The following is a 15,926-nucleotide window of genomic DNA, read 5'->3' as shown; positions in this document are numbered from 1 at the left end:
CGCGCACCTAGTACTTGGGCGCGCGGTGCGTACGACAATCATACGGCCCGTCCGATCCGGAGCCCTTGATGTTCGCGTTGTAGAATTGACCCATGGATGGCGCAGCCAAAAATGCCTCGAATGTCGCTGGAGGCATCTCGCAGTATGCGTAGTATACCGACCTCAGCTGCACCACCATGAACTGCTGGGACTTGTCGTAACACGCGCGGTTGACGAGACTGCTCCGTGTGACTTCGGTGCAGGAAAACGGCGCGAGATCTAGCTTGCCATAGTATTTGACGTCGATGACTTCCGCCATCGCCCAGCTGGCGCCGGCCAAAGAAGCTGCGATCACTACGGCGACCCTATACATCCAGGACCTCCCCCTTTAGACGTCAGGTGCTAGTTCGTCCTCCACGTCGGTGCTCAGCCGGCACCTTAGGCTGGAGTATGCCGCACCGCGATATAGTTTACCGGGGCACCGCTGCGTACTTGTCCGGTATGAGTTCTAGACTGGCGTCGAGTGGTGGCTTGACGTCAAACATCTGAACGCCGTTCTGGAAATGATATACTCGCCGGACGCGGTAAGTCGACGGGTTCTGAGCCGCAACTTCGTACTGGGTGCGCGACAACCAGAATCGAGTCCGCGCGTGCCCGTTTGTGGTTTTAATCTCGAGTAACCGCTCCTCGCCGTGCGGTTCGAAAGATCGCACGTCATAGCCTCGATGATCTTCGCCGCGATCTGCGGGCCAATCCATTTCCTTGGCGAGATCCCGCCGGCCAGCCCGGCAGAGCCGATCAAATTCGAACTTGAACACCATTTCCTCGCCGGCGCGCCCCAGGGAGCGGTTGAGCTCGTCCCTCGCCGCCGGGTCGTATTTCCGGACCAGGCGCTGCAGCACCGGATGACGGTCCTGCATGTCTGAATTCAGGAACGCAGGTGGTGGGACCAAGACAGGCGCTCCCGCAGGCGTAAAACGCGGCGTCACCGACGTCGGGTTAGTGAGAACCTGCGGATGTTGTTCTAACTGGATCTCTACTACCTCCACTAGGGAATCCTGGTAATTATGCGCGGGCACCAGCCCAGAGACCCAGGCGATCCCAAGCTCGTCCAGGACCGCGGATACGTTCCGAAGTTTCCATTCGATCGATTTCTCGGAGCGGCCCACCTCTGGTGCCAGTCTGCGGTACAAATCGGCCTTGTTAAGCTTCACGCCGGCGCGCTCCTTCTCGAGAAGCGCGAAGTAGTTTGCGACCACGACGGCAACCTGCTCGGCTGTCCAGTCAGTTCCCTTGGATCCTTGCGCCGAGCCTTTGGTATTCACCGATCGCTTCCCGTGCCCACTAGAATCCTACCATGGACCTTTAGATCCGCAATTCACCAAGGCGCCCTTGGCGGCTGTGTTTTTGAGTCGGCCTCAGTGCGATTCGATCTCCTCGATAGAGGCCCGCCCGCACATGTCAGCCTGGCTCCAGGTCAGCATCGCCAGATTCGAATCCCTGATGCTCGCTAGCCGCACGGAACGATGAGGCGGGCGGAAGGATTCGTGCGGGTGGAGTGATTTCTATGCTGACGACGACCGAACGACGAGCTGGAATTCGAAGTCTGCGGGGTTGGGCCATCCATGTCCTCCAAGAAGCCGGCGCTATCCACGAATGCGAGGAGCACGGCTGGGCGAAGGACCGGATGGACCCGCACGCTCGCCATCGCGCGGTCGAGATCGCCCGTCAGGATCATCCGGACGACATTACGGCCAACGAAGCCGTCGCAGAGATCCTCGATGTCCTCGGTTCGCTGGGAGACAGCTGTCCGGAGTGCCCGCCGGAATAGCGCCACAGAGCTAGCTCCGTGCCCGGTGCAGCGCATCCTGTAGCTTTTCCCGCTCGGCCGCCCAGCGCGCGTCCTCGGCTTCAATCCGTTTCTCCAGATCGCGCCGCTCGGTTTCGAGAGCTTCCGAACGGTCCTCATGCTGCCGCTGCGCGAGCTCCAGACCCGCCTGGGCTTTTGCGACCAGCTTCTCGCGTCTTGCCCGCTCCTTCTCCCGCGCCGCCTCTTCCCTGCGCCGTTCGGCCTCGCGCTTCTTCTGCTCGCGCTCGAACTCCGCGGCGGCTTTGCGCGCCCCTTCGACGCTGAGCGCGGGAGCCGTCCTCTTCTTCGCTGCGGGAGGCCGCTTTCTTTTCGCGCTGGCGGACCCGTCGTCTAGGTCAGGCAGGTCGGCATGCTCGGCGAAGCGGCCGCTCGACCCGGCCGGGCGTTTCAGCACCGCGCCTGGCTTCGCCAAGGTCGCGGCGACGATATCCGGATCGTCGGTCTCCTTGGCCGCTCCCTGATGGAAAAGATTGCTGCCGGCGCCCCACGCTTCGAGCGCGGCCTTCATGGACGGCGCAGCGATCGCGAGATCGTAAAATCCGAGCGAGGTCTGATAGGTCTTCAGCTTACGTGGCACGGGAGGTTACCTGCACGATCGTGAGACTTCAGCGTACCATGTGGCGTAAGGCGTGTTCTTCGCCATGTGGCGGTTGAAATCGGGCGAGCCGTCCGTCCACCAGACCGGCCCCCGCTCCCCCAGCGCTCTCTTGGCCTGGTCCACGGCGCGGTGTGCCGCGGCTTCGTCCTTAGGGTCCTCCGCCATCTTGGCCGCTCGAACGGCGCGCCTGGCCGACATTAGCTGGCGCGTCAGATCGGAGCGCTCGGTCTCTCCAAGCCTCGGATCAGCCATTCGCCAAAGGCGCCCGCGGACCACGAAGTAGCGCCCGTCCGGAGTTACGGGATGCTTCAAGCGGATTTCCGTTGACGGCCGGCGGCTGGCTTTTTCGCCGGTGTCTCCTTGGCGGCAGCCTTCTTGCCGGCGATCGGCATCAACATCTCCTTCTGGCCGGTAGCAGCTTTCTTCGGCTTCTTCGCGGGCTTGGCCGCCTCCGAAGGCTGCGCTTGCTGCCCGACCGAGCGGCGCAGCGCCTCCATCAGATCGACCACGTTCTCCCCCTTCGGCCGGTCCTTCGGGCGGATCGTCTTGCCCGCACGCTTCTGGTTGATCAGGTCGACCAGCGCGGTTTCATAGTGGTCCTCGAACTTCTCCGGCGTGAACGTCCCCGCCTTCTGGTTCACGATGTGCCGGGCGAGGTCGAGCATGTCCTTCGTGATCTTCACGTCCTGAATCTCTTCGAAATACTCCTGCTCCGACCGCACCTCATAAGGGTATCGCAGCAGAGTGCCGACCAGACCCTTGTCCATCGGCTCCAGCGCGATGATGTGCTCGCGGTTCGTGAGCACGATCCGGCCAATCGCGACCTTGTTCATCTCACGGATGGTCTCACGGATCACCGCGAAGGCGTCATGGCCGACCTTGCCGTCCGGGCGCAGATAGTAGGGGCGGATCAGGTAGCGCGGGTCGATGTCGGTCTTGTCGACGAACTCGTCGATCTCGATCGTGCGCGTGGACTCCAGGGCGATCTCCTCGAGCTCTTCCTTCGAGACCTCGATGTACTTGCCCTTCTCGAGCTCATAGCCCTTGACGATGTCCTCGTTGGGGACCTCCTCACCGGTGTCGGCATCGACCTTGACGTACTTGATCCGGTGACCCGTCGTCCGGTTTAGCTGGTTGAAGCTGATCTTCTCGGACTCGGACGTGGCCGGGTAGAGGGCCACCGGGCAGGTGACGAGCGACAGGCGCAGGAAGCCTTTCCAGTTGGCGCGGGGGGCCATGTACGCGGAACTCCGGTTTCAACGGTCCAGATTCAAGACGAATGACAGCGCCGGGTTCCGACATGGCGGCCGATCAAAATCGGCAGATCAGGCGATCCTCTTCGCACAGCCCTTGCGGCGGCAGATGGGCCGAAAATGGCCGTGAATCGCCTGACTCTCCGATACCTGGTGGTCATTTGCTTGGGTATGGTGGCGCGTCATGACTGCCGCGCCGCGAATCCACCGACACCATTTTGACGAGGCTGCCGACTTGGCGGCCATGGCAGATGCCCTCGCCCAATCGCCCGATTACCGGGTGCTGCGAAGGCTTGTCCCCCGAGCCTCCTCCCCTGCCCCCATCGGAGAGGAGGTCAGGACGGCCGTCCTGCTGGACACCGAGACCACCGGCCTCGACCACTCCCGGGACGAGATCATCGAACTCGGCATGCTGTCATTCGACTACACCCGGGAAGGTCGCATCGTCGGCGTCAGGAGCGTCTTCTCCGCCTTCCACGAACCCAGCCGCCCCATCTCCGCCGACGTGACGGCGCTCACCGGCATCACCGACGAGATGGTCGCCGGACAGCGTATCGATCCGGACGCGGTGTCGGCGTTCGTCGCCGGCGCGGCCATCGTCATCGCCCACAACGCGGCCTTCGACCGTCGGTTCGCCGAGCGCTACTGGCCGATTTTCGAGCGTAAGGCCTGGGGCTGCAGCGCGACCGAGGTCGACTGGCGCTCACACGGTTTTGCCGGCGCGCAGCTGGGATATCTTCTGCACGGCGCCGGATTCTTCCACCAGGCCCATCGCGCCGTTGACGACTGCCACGCTCTGCTCGAGGTCCTGGATTTCGTCCTGCCGACGACGGGGGCCCCGGCATTGGCTGCCCTCCTCCAGACCGCGCGCAAGCCGATCATGAGGGTGTGGGCAGAGCAGTCTCCCTTCGGCCTCAAGGATACCCTGAAGAAGCGCGGCTACCGGTGGGCCGACGGCACCGATGGCCGGCCGAAGTCCTGGTATATCGACATCCAGCAATCCGCCATCGACGCCGAGATCGCCTTTCTCAGAGAGGAGGTCTATCTCTGCGACGTCGAACCCCGGCTGCAGCGCCTGACCGCGTTCGAACGATTTTCGAATCGTGGCTGAGAGGAACGGCGGCCGGTGGCCCGTCCAATGGGCGCAAAGAAACAGAGAACTGTCTTTGCAAAACAAAGAGCCTTCCAAGAGGGCAGAGAACTCGCACGAGAATACGAGGTGCAAGCAGGTCCTGATCACGCTTGGTCTTTTCAAGCGAGGGATTCAAGCGACTTTCGATACTCTACGCTTGAGCCCGCTGTACTATGATGAGTGCCACGGATCGCTTTGATTCAGTTCGCAGAAACTGCGAGCGCAGCACGCGCTCCGACCGAACGGCACGGTTGAAAGCAAGCCATGTCAATGGCTTGCTGTTCAACCGGCGAGCCGCTTTTATCTTGCCCTGGCCCTGGAACGTCGTAAGCGTCCGGTTCCTGCACACCTTCCCCCTCGTGTGTTGTCGTTCCATTTCGGGCTCTCTGCTGCTGTGGAGATTCTCCGGTGGGACCCAAACATTTCGAGAACAAAGCCCGACGCGAATGGTGGTCGCTGCACATCGAGGCATGGCGTCGAAGCGGCCTCGGAATCCGCAAATACTGCCAACAACAACGTCTCACCGAGAACACGTTGCGGCGTTGGCTGAAGCGGCTGGCCGGCAACGAGACCTCGCTTAAGCTCGAGAAATATCAGACGGAATTGCGCCGCGAGCGCGCCCGGGAAGAGCGAGAAAAGGCGCTCCGAAAGCAGAAGCAGCGCAGGTTCACGATCACCTCGGATGTACGCAATCGGGCGTCCCAGGCGTTCTGGGCGATGCATGTCGAGGCGCTGAACTGGAGCGGAATGGAGCTCCGCGCCTATGCCGCGGCGATGCAGTTGTCGCCGCATTCGCTGCGCAAATGGCGCGACCGACTGGCGGCCGGCGAGGTCACGATCGACTGGCGCGCCCATCTTCATCCCTCCGCCCGTCCCGCCGTTAGCACTAGTGCTAGGAACTCACAGCCCGAACGCCACTTGACAGCCGCGGAAATCGGCGATCCGACCGCGCCCAAAACGCCGGCCCGGCGCTTCTTCAGCGACGAGGAGAAGCTCGCGATCGCCAGGGAGACTGAGCTGCCGGGCGCCAAGGTCTCTGCCGTCGCGCGCAAGCATGGGATTGTCACCGGGCTGCTGTTCCGCTGGCGCGCGCAGTTCGGCATCGCGCAAAAGAAGCGATCCAAGCTCGCCCGTGTCGTGCTGCCCGACGACATGCCGGCCGCACGCGCCCTGCGCGATCTCGTGCGTCCACCGGAGGGCATGATGGCCGTCGACCTCGCTGACGGGCGGCGTGTCTTCGCTCCGGCCGGCAGCGATCCGGACGCCGTGCGAGCGCAGATCGAAAGCGGAGAGACAGCATCATGATGTTCGTTCCAGCGGGCGTGAAAGTGCACCTGGCGCTCGGCTACACCGACATGCGCAAGGGCATGGACGGTCTTGCAATGCTGGTCCAGGAAACGCTGAAGAAAGATCCGTTCTCCGGTCATCTGTTTGCCTTCCGCGGCAAGAAGGCATCGATCCTGAAGGTCCTGTTCTGGGATGGAAACGGGCTGTGCCTGTTCACGAAACGCATCGACCAGGGCGGCTTCGTATGGCCAGTGATGGCGGGCTATGATGGCTCGATCACGCTCACCCCGGCGCAGCTCGCGATGCTGATCGAAGGCATCGACTGGCGCGCGCCAGAGCGCATCTGGAAACCGGCGATTGCAGGATGATCGACAAAAACTGGTGATGAACTGAGCTACGATTCTTCTACGAATCAGCATGTTCGAGTACCATCGGACATGCAGCTCGATCTCACCAATCTCCCATCCGATCCTGAGCTTCTGCAGCGCCTGGTGCGTGACATCGCGGCAGCCATCGATCACCGCGACACCGAGATCGATCGTCTCAAGTCCATCATCAAACAGCTGCAGCGAATGCAGTTCGGCCGCAGCTCCGAGCGCATCGACCCCGACCAGCTTGCACTCGGTCTGGAGGATCTCGACAGCGACATTGGCCGCGTCGAGGCAGCGCAGCCGAAGTTCACACCGGAAGCCAACTCTTCGCCGCGACGCCGTCCGCTGCCCGATCATCTGCCACGCGAGGACGTTCTGCTCGACGTGCAAGACCGGGTTTGTGGCTGCTGTGGTGGAGCTCTCCATCTGATCGGCGAGAGCGTCAGCGAGATGCTGGATTGGGTACCGGCGCAGCTTCGCGTCGTGCGCACAACCAGACCCAAATACGCCTGCCGAGCCTGCAACAAGGTCGTGCAAGCCGGCGCGCCGGAGCGGTTGATCGCTGGCGGTCTGGCGACGCCGGCGTTGCTCGCGCAGGTGTTGATTAGCAAGTACTGCGATCACCTTCCGCTCTATCGGCAGTCGCAGATCTTCGACCGTCATGGCGCCGATCTCTGCCGCTCGACGCTTGCAGGCTGGGTTGGCGGCGCATGCTGGTGGCTCGAAGCCTTGCACGAACGGTTGTGCAAGAACGCGTTCGCCTCCAACCATCTCTTTGCCGATGACACGCCGATCCCGGTACTCGATCCTGGCCGTGGGCGAACCAAGACGGGACGGCTCTGGGTGTACGCGCGCGAGCAACGGCCGTGGAGCGGACCCGAACCTCCGGCGGCCATCTACCTGTTTGCACCCGACCGCAAGGCCGAGCGACCGGTCGCACATCTTGCCGCCTTCAAGGGCATCCTGCATGTCGACGGATATGCCGGCTTCGAGCAATTGGCCGACAAGGAGGGCATCACGCTCGCGGCGTGTTGGAGCCATTCGCGACGCAAGTTCTACGATGTGGCCGAAGCCACCGCGTCTCCCGTGGCAACAGAAGCCCTGCGCCGGATCGGCGAGCTCTATGCGATCGAGGCGCGCATCCGCGGCCAATCGCCTGACTACCGTCTTGCCGAACGCAGGACCTTCTCCAAACCGATCGTCGACGCGCTGAACGTCTGGCTCGATGCGCAGCTCTGCCTGGTCTCCGGCCGCAGCACGCTCGCTGAAGCGATCCGCTATGCGCTCTCGCGCTGGCACGGCCTGACTCGCTTCCTGAACGATGGCCGCGTCGAGCTCGACACCAATCCGGTCGAGCGCGCCATCCGCCCCGTCACCCTCGGCCGCAAGAACCACCTGTTCGCCGGTAGCGATGGTGGCGGCCAACGATGGGCAGTGGTCAGCTCGCTGATCACGACGTGCAAGCTGAACGACGTCGAGCCCTATGCTTACATCCGGGACATCCTGCAGCAGATGGTCGACGGACATCCCGTCAATCGCCTCGACGAATTGCTGCCGTGGAGCTGGAAGCTGACTGATCATGTCAAGACCTGAGGCATGTGCAGCGGCCGGACGCTTACGGAACGTCGCCTGGTAACCGTCCGGTCTCTGCACACCTTCCCCCTCGTGTGTTGTCGTTCCATTTCGGACTCTCTGCTGCTTTGGAGAATCTAAACATTTCGAGAACAAAGCGCGCCGCGAATGGTGGTCGCTCCACATCGAAACGTGGCGTCGCAGCGGTCTCGGGATCCGCAGATACTGCCAGCAACAACGTCTGACCGAGAACACGCTACGGCGTTGGCTGAACCGGTTGGCCGGCAACGAGACTGCGCTTAAGCTTGAGAATTATAGGCGGAATTGCGCCGCGAGCGCGCCCGGGAAGAGCGAGAAAAGGCGCTCCGAAAGCAGAAGCAGCGCAGGTTCACGGTCACCTCGGATGTGCGCAACCGGGCGTCTCAGGCATTCTGGGCGATGCATGTCGAGGCACTAAACTGGAGCGGAATGGAGCTCCGCGCCTACTCCGCGGCGATGCAGCTGTCGCCGCATTCGCTGCGCAAATGGCGCGACCGACTGGCCGCCGGCGAGGTGACGATCGACTGGCGCGACCACCTTCATCCCTCCGCCCGTCCCGCCGTTAGCACTGGTGCCAGGAACTCACAGCCCGAAAGCCGCTTAACTGCCGCCGAGATCGGCGATCCGGCCGCACCCAAAATGCCTACCCGGCGCTTCTTCAGCGACTAGGAGAAGCTCGCAATTGCCAGGGAGACCGAGCTGCCGGGCGCCAAGGTCTCTGCCGTCGCCGCAAGAATGGGATCGTCACCGGGCTGCTGTTCCGCTGGCGCGCGCAGTTCGGCATCGCGCAAAAGAAGCGCTCCAAGCTCGCCCGTGTTGTGCTGCCCGACGACATGCCCGCCGCACGCGCCCTGCGCGATCTCGTGCGTCCACCGGAGGACATGATGGCCATCGACCTCCATGATGGACGGCGTGTCTTCGCTCCCGGTGGCAGCGATCCGGATGAGGTGCGGGCGCAGATCGAAAGCGGAGATGCAGACGTGAAGGTGCACCTGGCACTCGGCTACACCGACATGCGCAAGGGCACGGACGGCCTTGCGATACGGTCCAGGAAACGCTCAAGGAGGATCCGTTCTCCGGTCATCTGTTTCCCTTCCGCGGCAAGAAGGCATCGATCTTGAAGGTCGTGTTCTGGGACGGAAACGGGCTTTGTCTGTTCAACGCATCGACCAGGGCGGCTTCGTGTGGCCGCGGTTATGGCGGCTATGATGGCTCGATCACTCTCACGCCGGCGCAGCTCGCGATGCTGATCGAAGGCATCGACAGGCGCGCGCCAGAACGCGTATGGAAGACTGCGATTGCAGGATGATCCGCAAACACTGGTGCTGAACTGAGTTGCGATTCTTCTACGAATCAGCGTGTTCGAGCACCATTGGACATGCAGCTCGATCTCACCGATCCTGAGCTTCTGCAGCGCCTGGTGCGCGACATTGCTGCTGCGATCGACCATCGCGACACCGAGATCGAGCGTCTCAAGTCCATCATCAAAAAGCTGCAGCGAATGCAGTTCGGCCGCAGCTCCGAGCGCATCGATCCCGACCAGCTTGCATTCGGTCTGCAGGATCTCGACGGCGACATTGGCCGCGCCGAAGAAGCGCAACCGAAGGTCACACCGGATGCCGAATCTCCGCCGCGACGTCGTGCGCTGCCCGATCGTCTGCCACGAAGACGTTCTGCTCGACGTCCAGGACCGGGTCTGCAGCTGCTGTGGCGGTGCTCTTCATCTGATCGGCGAGAGCGTCAGCGAGACGCTGGATTGGGTGCTGCCCAGCTTCGCGTTGTGTGTACAACCCGTCCTAAATTACGCCTGCCGAGCCTGCAACATCGTGGTGCAAGCCGGCGCGCCGGAACGATCGATCGCCGGTGGCCTGGCGACGCCCCCGCTGCTCGTGACACGCCGATCCCGATGCTCGCTAGCGGCCGCGGACGAACCAAGACAGGACGGCTCTGTGTGTACGCGTGCGAGCAACGGCCCTGGAGCGGCGCCGACCCTCCGGCGGCAATCTACCTGTTCGCTCCGGATCGCAAGGACGGATGTGCAGCGGCCGGACGCTCACAGATCAGCCGGCAGCACAGTAAGAACACAGCTGCGACCGCCGCTGCTCTACCATAGTCGCTCACTACACGTGAGTGTTGCCGCGCCCAGCGACAGCTCACTCGCAATCTGACTGGGCCGAATTTCGGGTCAACTGAAATGACTTCAAACAGTTGCCGGGTCATCCCGCCGCCTACTTTCTGGGGAGTAGTTGACTAATAAGCTAAGATATCTAATCAGAACTCCGGCCGTTGTCCTGCATTAGATCATCCGCCGTAGTCTTTTCCCACCTGAGTACATTTCCAAACCAAGCTGCCTCAGTTCTATTTTTTGCGTGCAGCTTTCTGAGCACGTTTTTTACGTGCAACTTGACGGTACGTTCTGCCATAACCAAGGCGCTTGCAATCGCCTTGTTGCTTCGACCGCTCGCCAACTCCATGAGAACCTCCTTTTCGCGCCGGGTAAGAAGCTCACCCTGAGGCACCGAATGCCGCTGGCCAGTGCTTCCATGCACGACGGACTCGATCGCGCGCTCAAGCTTGCTCTCCATTCTCTCGTCAGAAGAAAAAATGTGGATATAGGGGCGCGCCCAACGGCGGAAGGTTACTATCGCTTCAATCGATCCCGCTGCATCTGAAAGCGTGATAACTGGAGAAGGAAAATTAGCTTCGCGGAGCTGTCGAACAATTTGGCTCCCGGGTTCGCCCGAATGATCAGACGCGATAACGATACAGGCAGGGGCTTTGCGCCTGAACGCGTCCAGCAGTTCCGCTTCTTCCCTGAAGCTGCGCACATCATACCCCAGACTGAACAGAAATCCCGAAAGGCTATCTCGCGCGCTCTTCTCCATCGCCAGAAGAAAGATCACGCGCGACGCGCTATCAACCGATTCACGCTCAGCACTGTGGAAGAGGCTATCTTCCTCATCACTTATTCCCGCAATGTCGACAGCAATTCTGCTAACGGGTCGACGCTCGATAGCGGAAAGTGTTCGAAGGGCATCCGCGATGCGGTCTGCTTGATCGCCGAAGCCGCCGTCGATCGGGATCGGAAATCGAATTGATCTTGCAGCACCACTCACTTGCCTCGATGCAATTACCACCCCCTCAATTTTTGAGTTGTCAACGCTCCAACCTGTTCTGCGCAAATACTTAACAACTCTTCTCGCATCCAGATCAGATGCCAAGCTCGCCGCCTGGTCGACCTCTATCACGAGACATACCTCGCTTCCGCAGCCGTGATCATGCTCTCAATTGCCTCCCTATTCAGGCGCTGATCAATAGGAATTCTGATCCGCGCCGAAGATCTATTCTCCGGCTTCGCCGTGTCGGTCGACCACCAATAAGCCCTCGCTCCTAGCGTGAGATCTTGATCCGATATTCGACACCATCCTTCTTGCGCCGTTTCGAAGCAAACCAGGACGAGATAATATGGTGCTGATCGAGGCTTCCGTCGCGCGATCTTATCGTAGTTGCTTACTTTGAGGTCGAATATCACCGCATCATTCTGGAATTTGGCGGTCGTAGTCGCCTTGATCTGAAGATCGACTGGAAAGCCGGTCTCGAAATACCCAGAGTCGGACTTCTCAACCCCTCTCAACGTAACATCGATACCGTAATCCTTTCGCTGCACAGAGATGGTGCAGCCCGCAACCGCAGCCGTTGCCTGGATAAAGCTGGCCGCCAATTCATCAATCAAATGAGATGCAGGCAAATTCATAGTCAAAACTCTCAAGTGTCAGATACATCAAACAAGTCTCATTTTATCTCGTGAAATGAGCGACTTCAAGGCGTTTGCAGTGAGACCGAACTCTGGACCCTCCATAACTAGAGTTTTTGGGCCTCTTCCGTAAAGCAGCTACGCTTCATGCTCTGGTTCTCGTTGGGGCCAGAACGAACTTCAAACTGGATTATACCCGAGGGCAAGGTCAAAAGCCTCTCTGCCGGCTCACCTCACCCGTAAGGGGTGGAGTGTCTGGAAGAAGGCTGTAGCAGTCAAGTTGATCCGGCCGCCGAATGATCTTGAGCGGCAAACCACGAACATAAGCTACATCGTCATCGCGGCGAGACGGGCCCAGCTTTGCTAGAGGATTTCAAATCGGCTCACGACATCCTTCAAGTGGGCGGAACGCGCGTGCCCCGCCGCCGGAAGGGATCGCGCGCGCAGCATCTCGACCAGCTAACAACTCGTGGGCCGCGATTTCATCGCGCTTGATCGCGGTTGGCTCCGCGAAGTAGGCAGGCCCGCCCATTCCGACGATCTCGCCCGGAGGGTCGGATTTGATCTCGCCCAGGATTCCGAGATGATCTCGCCCACCATTCCGATTTGATGCCCCGGGCGGGAGGCCTTCTAACCGTCTGTTTTCTGCCATCGGCGAAGCCGCGGGGTCAATCCTGAATCGCGACTCGTTGTTCTTGCTTTCTTGTATTGCTGCTTCTGCTGGGCATGCCGGCAACGCCGTTGGCGTTGTCCAAGCGCAGCGGCTCCACAGCGCCACTGGCTTAGGCCTTGCGGCCGGGCTTGCGGGTCCGCTTCGGGCTCTCGCCCTTGAGGTCGATCCGGTGGGCGTTATGGACCAGGCGATAGCGGACGGCGTCGGCATAAGTGGGATCGCCGATCAGCCACTGGTCGACGGGAAGCTGGCTGGCGACGTCTGCGCCCACAATGCACGGCCGAGCAACAACTCAGAAGCGCGATCCAAAAATGAGAAGACTGGTGCCGCAACAGCTTCGTGCTTCAACCGCATCGGGCCAGCACTCCGAGGCGTCCCATGGACGATTGCTTATCCGTCCATCACGGAGGCTTCCAGCCTTGCCGTTGTCACGCTGTCGGCGACCGCAACCGGCACGAGACTGCCGTCAATTTCTATGACCAGCCCGTGGTCCACGCAAAAATCACGGGCCCTATTATTCTCTTCTCGACCGAGGAGGGCAAACCGCGCCTCAGCATGGTTCAATGGAAGAAACACCGCATTGCCTTGTTGGCGCGTGTCAATGAGCAGAAATTCCTCCTCAAGCGGAATTATCGTGAGCCGTGGGCGTTCTGGGCCGTCCCAACATTTTCTCCACCGATCGATCTCTGCAAAGATACGCCCCAAAACACCTGACGCAGCGTCATCACACGCTGGGTAATCGCCGTCGAAATGATAAGCGAGGTTCATCAAGTCGGCTCGCGCTGGATATGTCCCGGCATAGACGCTTTTGGGTCTCATGTTTGTAATGCCGTAGCTGGCAGGTTGATCAAAGAGCGGACTGAAGCGATCCATGGATACCGCGATAACTGCACGCGGGGGCTCGAGATGCACGATGGCAGGGGTCAAGCTGATCATGCGCTCGTAATCAGCCTCCTCTTCTTTCAGGATACGATGGAGGAAATTCCAGATTACCTGGACTCCGCATATCGGCGCATTGCGTAATGCCAATATGTTCTGGCGAGCCGAACCTCCTTTGCTCAAGAGATGCAACAAGCGCGTTGATAGGGTCTCGATCCCCATCTGAACGGTACGGACTCCCGCGCGGCCCAATCTCTCCAGGTCGGTCAGCTTTGATGTAGGCTTGAACTCAAAGATAATGTCGAGGGATCGCTCCATCTTGCCGAGCAACGGAAACAGGTCGTGGTGATGCTGAAGTGAAGCGATATTGTCGGTCATGCAAATCTTGTCGACCTTCCACGTTCCCGACAAACGCTCCAGTTCCGCGGCGACCTTGTTTGCCGTATGAGATCCAACAACCCGCGCGAAACTCTTCCGACAGCTTGTCGGTAACTTGGCCAAAGTAATCGCTATAGTCCGGGCAGGGGAGTTCGTCCAAATTGGCTATGGGTATGCTCTCGACTACAGTAGAGCGAGGCACAACTCCGCGAGCCATTCCTTCCAGGAACGCCGCAAAGCTTTCTCTGCTTCCCCTGAAAATATGAAGTCGGCCGCACATCGACGAAACCGAGATCAAGCTGAAGGACGGTGAGGGGTACGTATGGGTGCTCGCAAGCAACTCAGCGACAATATACATGTTCCGCAGCTCGCGCGAGGGTGGTTTTCTGCGGCAGATGCTGCGAAATTTTAAAGGCGTGCTTGTCTCCGACTTCTTCTCTGCTTACGACGGACTGCCTTGCTTGCAGCAGCGTTGCCTTATTCACCTGATGCGGGATTTGAACCGGGCCATTCTCGGCAATCCGTTCGACCAGCGGGTTCAGTCCATTACGGGGCCATTCGGTGTCTTGTTGAGATCAATTGTCACTACCATTGACCAGCACGGCCTCAAACAGCGTCACCTACAGACGCACATCAAAGCCGCAGATATTTTTTTGATGCAGTTGCGGAGTGAGTTTACGATTCTGAGGCCTCTAAAGCCCTCCAGCAACGACTTCTGCGAAACCGCGAACGCCTCTTCACATTCTTGCGCCATGATGGAGTTTCATGGAACAACAATTTGGCCGAGAATGCCATTAAGTTAAGGCAGCCCTCGCCGCTGGCGAACTGATAAGATTTCACTGTCTTGCTCATCAGTCAGCGAAACTGCCTCCAGTTTAACGATTTGCTTTTAGCCAGCCAACGGGCTCCATTTTTGCGACCTACCTTAACCGGCATCGACGGTAATGCCGCACACACTCTGCTGGTCATTACCACCGTTGCAGAAGACATGAACCTCATGACCTGGATCGACGGATAAAGCAACTTGTCCCGGCGAGGACAACTCCTTGTCAAAGACATGGGCGCCGCTCGGATTGACGACGTAGATGGACGTCTTTCCTCCACACTTATCGACAATCGACACTGTTATGTCCTTAATCTGTTTTCCCCCATTTACGTAGACCGTATGGGGCTCAAAACACGCGTAGTTCACTCCATTCTCCTGATCTTAGTTTGCCGAATTTTTTGAGTCGACGAACTGACACCGCTTCGTGCGAAACATTATCAGTCGGCAGAACGCCTCTATGGCATCGATGCCATCAGTAGCCACTTTCTTAATTCGGGAGAGTAGCCGAACGAATCGTACCGCGAGCGGCGATTGACTTTGGCTCTCGAATAACTCGTCTGAGTAGCAATAGCATCATTTTCGTCCAACATTTGCCTCCCTTCGAATGAGCGCGCCAGTTCGTAACTAGTCCAATGTGAATGGCATCCAAGTCAGGCAATGAGGACTGGCAGTCCTCCAAACAGATCGAGGGCATGCTCGATCTTCGTCTGGTAGTTGCTGTCACCTCCGCCATTGTAACTGACCGCTCCGGCGATAAGGCGGCTCCTGGACAGGCCGCTGCACTGGTACGTCTTGTCCCCTGCCGCCTTGTTGGTCTTGTGAATCAGGATCGGCACTGCCCAGTAAAAACTGTGTTCGACGGCGAAGCCGGCCGCATTGTGCCCCTTCTTCACGTCGGCTCCGAGCTTCTTGAGATCGGCTTTCGGCTCGAAGCCGGTTGCGGCGGCCGCCGCGTCCGGCAGCTCGTTCGCGTCGTAGTTCGGCGTCAAGCCGGGCCCCCTGACAAAGCGGTCGACGGAGGTCAACTGACCGGTCAGTTCCTTCCACCAGACATCGCCCGGATTTCCGCATTGCATGGGATCGACCTTCGGCTTTTCCCCGACGCCCGTACCATGCTTGCTCTCGACCCAGGAAACGGCGCGGACAAGATCGACAAAGCGCTGCACGTCCGTGTCACCTAGCTTGGCGGTGTCGCTACCGTTCTTGCGCAGCCCCAGAAAGCCGTTGTTGAACTTGACCGCGGCGCTGGCGATGTTCTTGCAATTGGTCCAGGCCGCAGCCTCGTCATCCTTTTCAGCCATCAAACTTCTCCCGC

20 protein-coding genes and 4 pseudogenes are annotated in these 15,926 nt (G+C 59.9%); 12 read left to right on the top strand and 12 right to left on the bottom strand.

Annotated elements, in window-relative coordinates; translation table 11 throughout:
- Positions 1-7: 7 nt before the first annotated feature.
- Positions 8-352, bottom strand: a complete 345-nt coding sequence (locus tag QXZ94_RS31060; RefSeq protein WP_315724843.1) for a KTSC domain-containing protein — start codon at positions 350-352, stop codon at positions 8-10.
- A 97-nt stretch (positions 353-449) separates the two neighbouring features.
- Positions 450-1,304 (bottom strand): DUF3883 domain-containing protein, encoded by an 855-nt coding sequence (locus QXZ94_RS31055; protein ID WP_315724841.1) that lies wholly within the window; start codon positions 1,302-1,304, stop codon positions 450-452.
- A gap of 242 nt (positions 1,305-1,546) precedes the next feature.
- Here QXZ94_RS31055 and QXZ94_RS31050 point away from each other — a divergent pair, with 242 nt between their 5' ends.
- Complete coding sequence (locus tag QXZ94_RS31050) at positions 1,547-1,810, top strand: hypothetical protein (protein WP_315724839.1); 264 nt, start codon at positions 1,547-1,549, stop codon at positions 1,808-1,810.
- A gap of 10 nt (positions 1,811-1,820) precedes the next feature.
- Here QXZ94_RS31050 and QXZ94_RS31045 read toward each other — a convergent pair whose 3' ends face one another.
- The 3 genes from QXZ94_RS31045 to QXZ94_RS31035 are packed head-to-tail and all read right to left on the bottom strand — an operon-like array spanning position 1,821 to position 3,685.
- On the bottom strand, positions 1,821-2,426 hold the full coding sequence (locus QXZ94_RS31045; RefSeq protein ID WP_315724837.1) for a cell envelope biogenesis protein TolA: 606 nt from the start codon (positions 2,424-2,426) through the stop codon (positions 1,821-1,823).
- Between the two features lie 6 nt (positions 2,427-2,432).
- Positions 2,433-2,759 carry a hypothetical protein gene (locus QXZ94_RS31040; RefSeq protein ID WP_315724836.1) on the bottom strand — a complete coding sequence of 109 codons (327 nt, stop codon included), beginning with the start codon at positions 2,757-2,759 and terminating at the stop codon, positions 2,433-2,435.
- Positions 2,756-3,685 (bottom strand): Ku protein, encoded by a 930-nt coding sequence (locus QXZ94_RS31035; RefSeq protein ID WP_315724834.1) that lies wholly within the window; start codon positions 3,683-3,685, stop codon positions 2,756-2,758. Before QXZ94_RS31035 ends, QXZ94_RS31040 begins: the two co-directional genes overlap by 4 nt.
- A 199-nt stretch (positions 3,686-3,884) precedes the next feature.
- Here QXZ94_RS31035 and QXZ94_RS31030 point away from each other — a divergent pair, with 199 nt between their 5' ends.
- The 6 genes and pseudogenes from QXZ94_RS31030 (at position 3,885) to tnpA (QXZ94_RS31010) (ending at position 8,770) form a co-directional block, all read left to right on the top strand.
- Entirely contained in the window at positions 3,885-4,811 is a 927-nt protein-coding gene (locus tag QXZ94_RS31030) for a 3'-5' exonuclease (RefSeq protein ID WP_315724832.1), read from the top strand.
- Positions 4,812-5,240: 429 nt separating this feature from the next.
- Positions 5,241-6,137 carry an IS66-like element accessory protein TnpA gene (tnpA, locus tag QXZ94_RS31025; protein WP_315724830.1) on the top strand — a complete coding sequence of 299 codons (897 nt, stop codon included), beginning with the start codon at positions 5,241-5,243 and terminating at the stop codon, positions 6,135-6,137.
- Entirely contained in the window at positions 6,134-6,487 is a 354-nt protein-coding gene (gene tnpB, locus QXZ94_RS31020; protein ID WP_315724828.1) for an IS66 family insertion sequence element accessory protein TnpB, read from the top strand. The genes tnpA (QXZ94_RS31025) and tnpB (QXZ94_RS31020) overlap by 4 nt, the downstream gene beginning before the upstream one ends.
- A 69-nt stretch (positions 6,488-6,556) precedes the next feature.
- On the top strand, positions 6,557-8,083 hold the full coding sequence (gene tnpC / locus QXZ94_RS31015) for an IS66 family transposase (RefSeq protein ID WP_315724826.1): 1,527 nt from the start codon (positions 6,557-6,559) through the stop codon (positions 8,081-8,083).
- Positions 8,084-8,246: 163 nt separating this feature from the next.
- A pseudogene (locus QXZ94_RS34470) lies at positions 8,247-8,300 on the top strand (hypothetical protein); the annotation flags it as partial.
- 86 nt (positions 8,301-8,386) lie between these two features.
- Positions 8,387-8,770 carry an IS66 family insertion sequence element accessory protein TnpA gene (gene tnpA / locus QXZ94_RS31010; RefSeq protein WP_015669081.1) on the top strand — a complete coding sequence of 128 codons (384 nt, stop codon included), beginning with the start codon at positions 8,387-8,389 and terminating at the stop codon, positions 8,768-8,770.
- Here the strand turns inward: tnpA (QXZ94_RS31010) and QXZ94_RS31005 are convergent.
- Positions 8,767-9,093: a hypothetical protein gene (locus QXZ94_RS31005; RefSeq protein WP_315724823.1), complete on the bottom strand. Its 327-nt coding sequence runs from the start codon at positions 9,091-9,093 to the stop codon at positions 8,767-8,769. The genes tnpA (QXZ94_RS31010) and QXZ94_RS31005 overlap by 4 nt on opposite strands.
- A gap of 92 nt (positions 9,094-9,185) precedes the next feature.
- On the opposite strand from QXZ94_RS31005, the gene tnpB (QXZ94_RS31000) reads away from it, so the two are divergent.
- The 3 genes and pseudogenes from tnpB (QXZ94_RS31000) (at position 9,186) to QXZ94_RS30990 (ending at position 10,269) form a co-directional block, all read left to right on the top strand.
- Positions 9,186-9,410: a transposase gene (tnpB, locus tag QXZ94_RS31000; protein ID WP_244440832.1), complete on the top strand. Its 225-nt coding sequence runs from the start codon at positions 9,186-9,188 to the stop codon at positions 9,408-9,410.
- Positions 9,411-9,479: 69 nt separating this feature from the next.
- Positions 9,480-9,713, top strand: a pseudogene (locus QXZ94_RS30995) (transposase domain-containing protein); the annotation flags it as partial.
- A 4-nt stretch (positions 9,714-9,717) separates the two neighbouring features.
- Positions 9,718-10,269: an IS66 family transposase zinc-finger binding domain-containing protein gene (locus QXZ94_RS30990; protein WP_315726638.1), complete on the top strand. Its 552-nt coding sequence runs from the start codon at positions 9,718-9,720 to the stop codon at positions 10,267-10,269.
- Positions 10,270-10,368: 99 nt separating this feature from the next.
- On the opposite strand, the gene QXZ94_RS30985 is transcribed toward QXZ94_RS30990, so the two are convergent.
- From QXZ94_RS30985 to QXZ94_RS30970, 4 genes and pseudogenes are all read right to left on the bottom strand, one after another.
- Positions 10,369-11,349, bottom strand: a complete 981-nt coding sequence (locus QXZ94_RS30985; RefSeq protein ID WP_315724821.1) for a response regulator transcription factor — start codon at positions 11,347-11,349, stop codon at positions 10,369-10,371.
- Positions 11,346-11,855 carry a DUF4365 domain-containing protein gene (locus tag QXZ94_RS30980; protein ID WP_315724819.1) on the bottom strand — a complete coding sequence of 170 codons (510 nt, stop codon included), beginning with the start codon at positions 11,853-11,855 and terminating at the stop codon, positions 11,346-11,348. Before QXZ94_RS30980 ends, QXZ94_RS30985 begins: the two co-directional genes overlap by 4 nt.
- A gap of 782 nt (positions 11,856-12,637) precedes the next feature.
- Positions 12,638-12,787 (bottom strand): annotated as a pseudogene (locus QXZ94_RS30975) (ATP-binding protein); the annotation flags it as partial.
- Positions 12,788-12,918: 131 nt separating this feature from the next.
- On the bottom strand, positions 12,919-13,785 hold the full coding sequence (locus QXZ94_RS30970) for a hypothetical protein (protein ID WP_315724817.1): 867 nt from the start codon (positions 13,783-13,785) through the stop codon (positions 12,919-12,921).
- 278 nt (positions 13,786-14,063) lie between these two features.
- Here QXZ94_RS30970 and QXZ94_RS34465 point away from each other — a divergent pair.
- Together QXZ94_RS34465 and QXZ94_RS34460 are read left to right on the top strand one after the other, a co-directional pair.
- Positions 14,064-14,303, top strand: a pseudogene (locus QXZ94_RS34465) (transposase); the annotation flags it as partial.
- 197 nt (positions 14,304-14,500) lie between these two features.
- Entirely contained in the window at positions 14,501-14,614 is a 114-nt protein-coding gene (locus QXZ94_RS34460) for a hypothetical protein (protein ID WP_409998812.1), read from the top strand.
- A 96-nt stretch (positions 14,615-14,710) separates the two neighbouring features.
- On the opposite strand, the gene QXZ94_RS30960 is transcribed toward QXZ94_RS34460, so the two are convergent.
- Positions 14,711-14,908 (bottom strand): hypothetical protein, encoded by a 198-nt coding sequence (locus QXZ94_RS30960; protein ID WP_315724815.1) that lies wholly within the window; start codon positions 14,906-14,908, stop codon positions 14,711-14,713.
- Between the two features lie 353 nt (positions 14,909-15,261).
- The gene (locus tag QXZ94_RS30955) at positions 15,262-15,912 is read right to left on the bottom strand and encodes a hypothetical protein (protein WP_315724813.1); all 651 of its coding nucleotides are present in this window, start codon (positions 15,910-15,912) and stop codon (positions 15,262-15,264) included.
- Positions 15,913-15,926: the final 14 nt, after the last annotated feature.

The sequence above is a fragment of the Bradyrhizobium sp. SZCCHNS2022 genome (genome assembly GCF_032377575.1).
GTDB classification, from domain to species: domain Bacteria; phylum Pseudomonadota; class Alphaproteobacteria; order Rhizobiales; family Xanthobacteraceae; genus Bradyrhizobium; species Bradyrhizobium aeschynomenes.
This window is presented reverse-complemented; position numbering and strand designations above follow the sequence as displayed.

Coding starts and splice junctions, on each gene's coding strand:
- QXZ94_RS31060 (WP_315724843.1), bottom strand. CDS start 352: ATGTATAGGGTCGCCGTAGTGATCGCAGCTTCTTTGGCCGGCGCCAGC.
- QXZ94_RS31050 (WP_315724839.1), top strand. CDS start 1,547: ATGCTGACGACGACCGAACGACGAGCTGGAATTCGAAGTCTGCGGGGT.
- QXZ94_RS31035 (WP_315724834.1), bottom strand. CDS start 3,685: ATGGCCCCCCGCGCCAACTGGAAAGGCTTCCTGCGCCTGTCGCTCGTC.
- QXZ94_RS31030 (WP_315724832.1), top strand. CDS start 3,885: ATGACTGCCGCGCCGCGAATCCACCGACACCATTTTGACGAGGCTGCC.
- tnpB (WP_315724828.1), top strand. CDS start 6,134: ATGATGTTCGTTCCAGCGGGCGTGAAAGTGCACCTGGCGCTCGGCTAC.
- tnpC (WP_315724826.1), top strand. CDS start 6,557: ATGCAGCTCGATCTCACCAATCTCCCATCCGATCCTGAGCTTCTGCAG.
- QXZ94_RS30990 (WP_315726638.1), top strand. CDS start 9,718: ATGCCGAATCTCCGCCGCGACGTCGTGCGCTGCCCGATCGTCTGCCAC.
- QXZ94_RS30980 (WP_315724819.1), bottom strand. CDS start 11,855: ATGAATTTGCCTGCATCTCATTTGATTGATGAATTGGCGGCCAGCTTT.
- QXZ94_RS30970 (WP_315724817.1), bottom strand. CDS start 13,785: ATGACCGACAATATCGCTTCACTTCAGCATCACCACGACCTGTTTCCG.
- QXZ94_RS30955 (WP_315724813.1), bottom strand. CDS start 15,912: ATGGCTGAAAAGGATGACGAGGCTGCGGCCTGGACCAATTGCAAGAAC.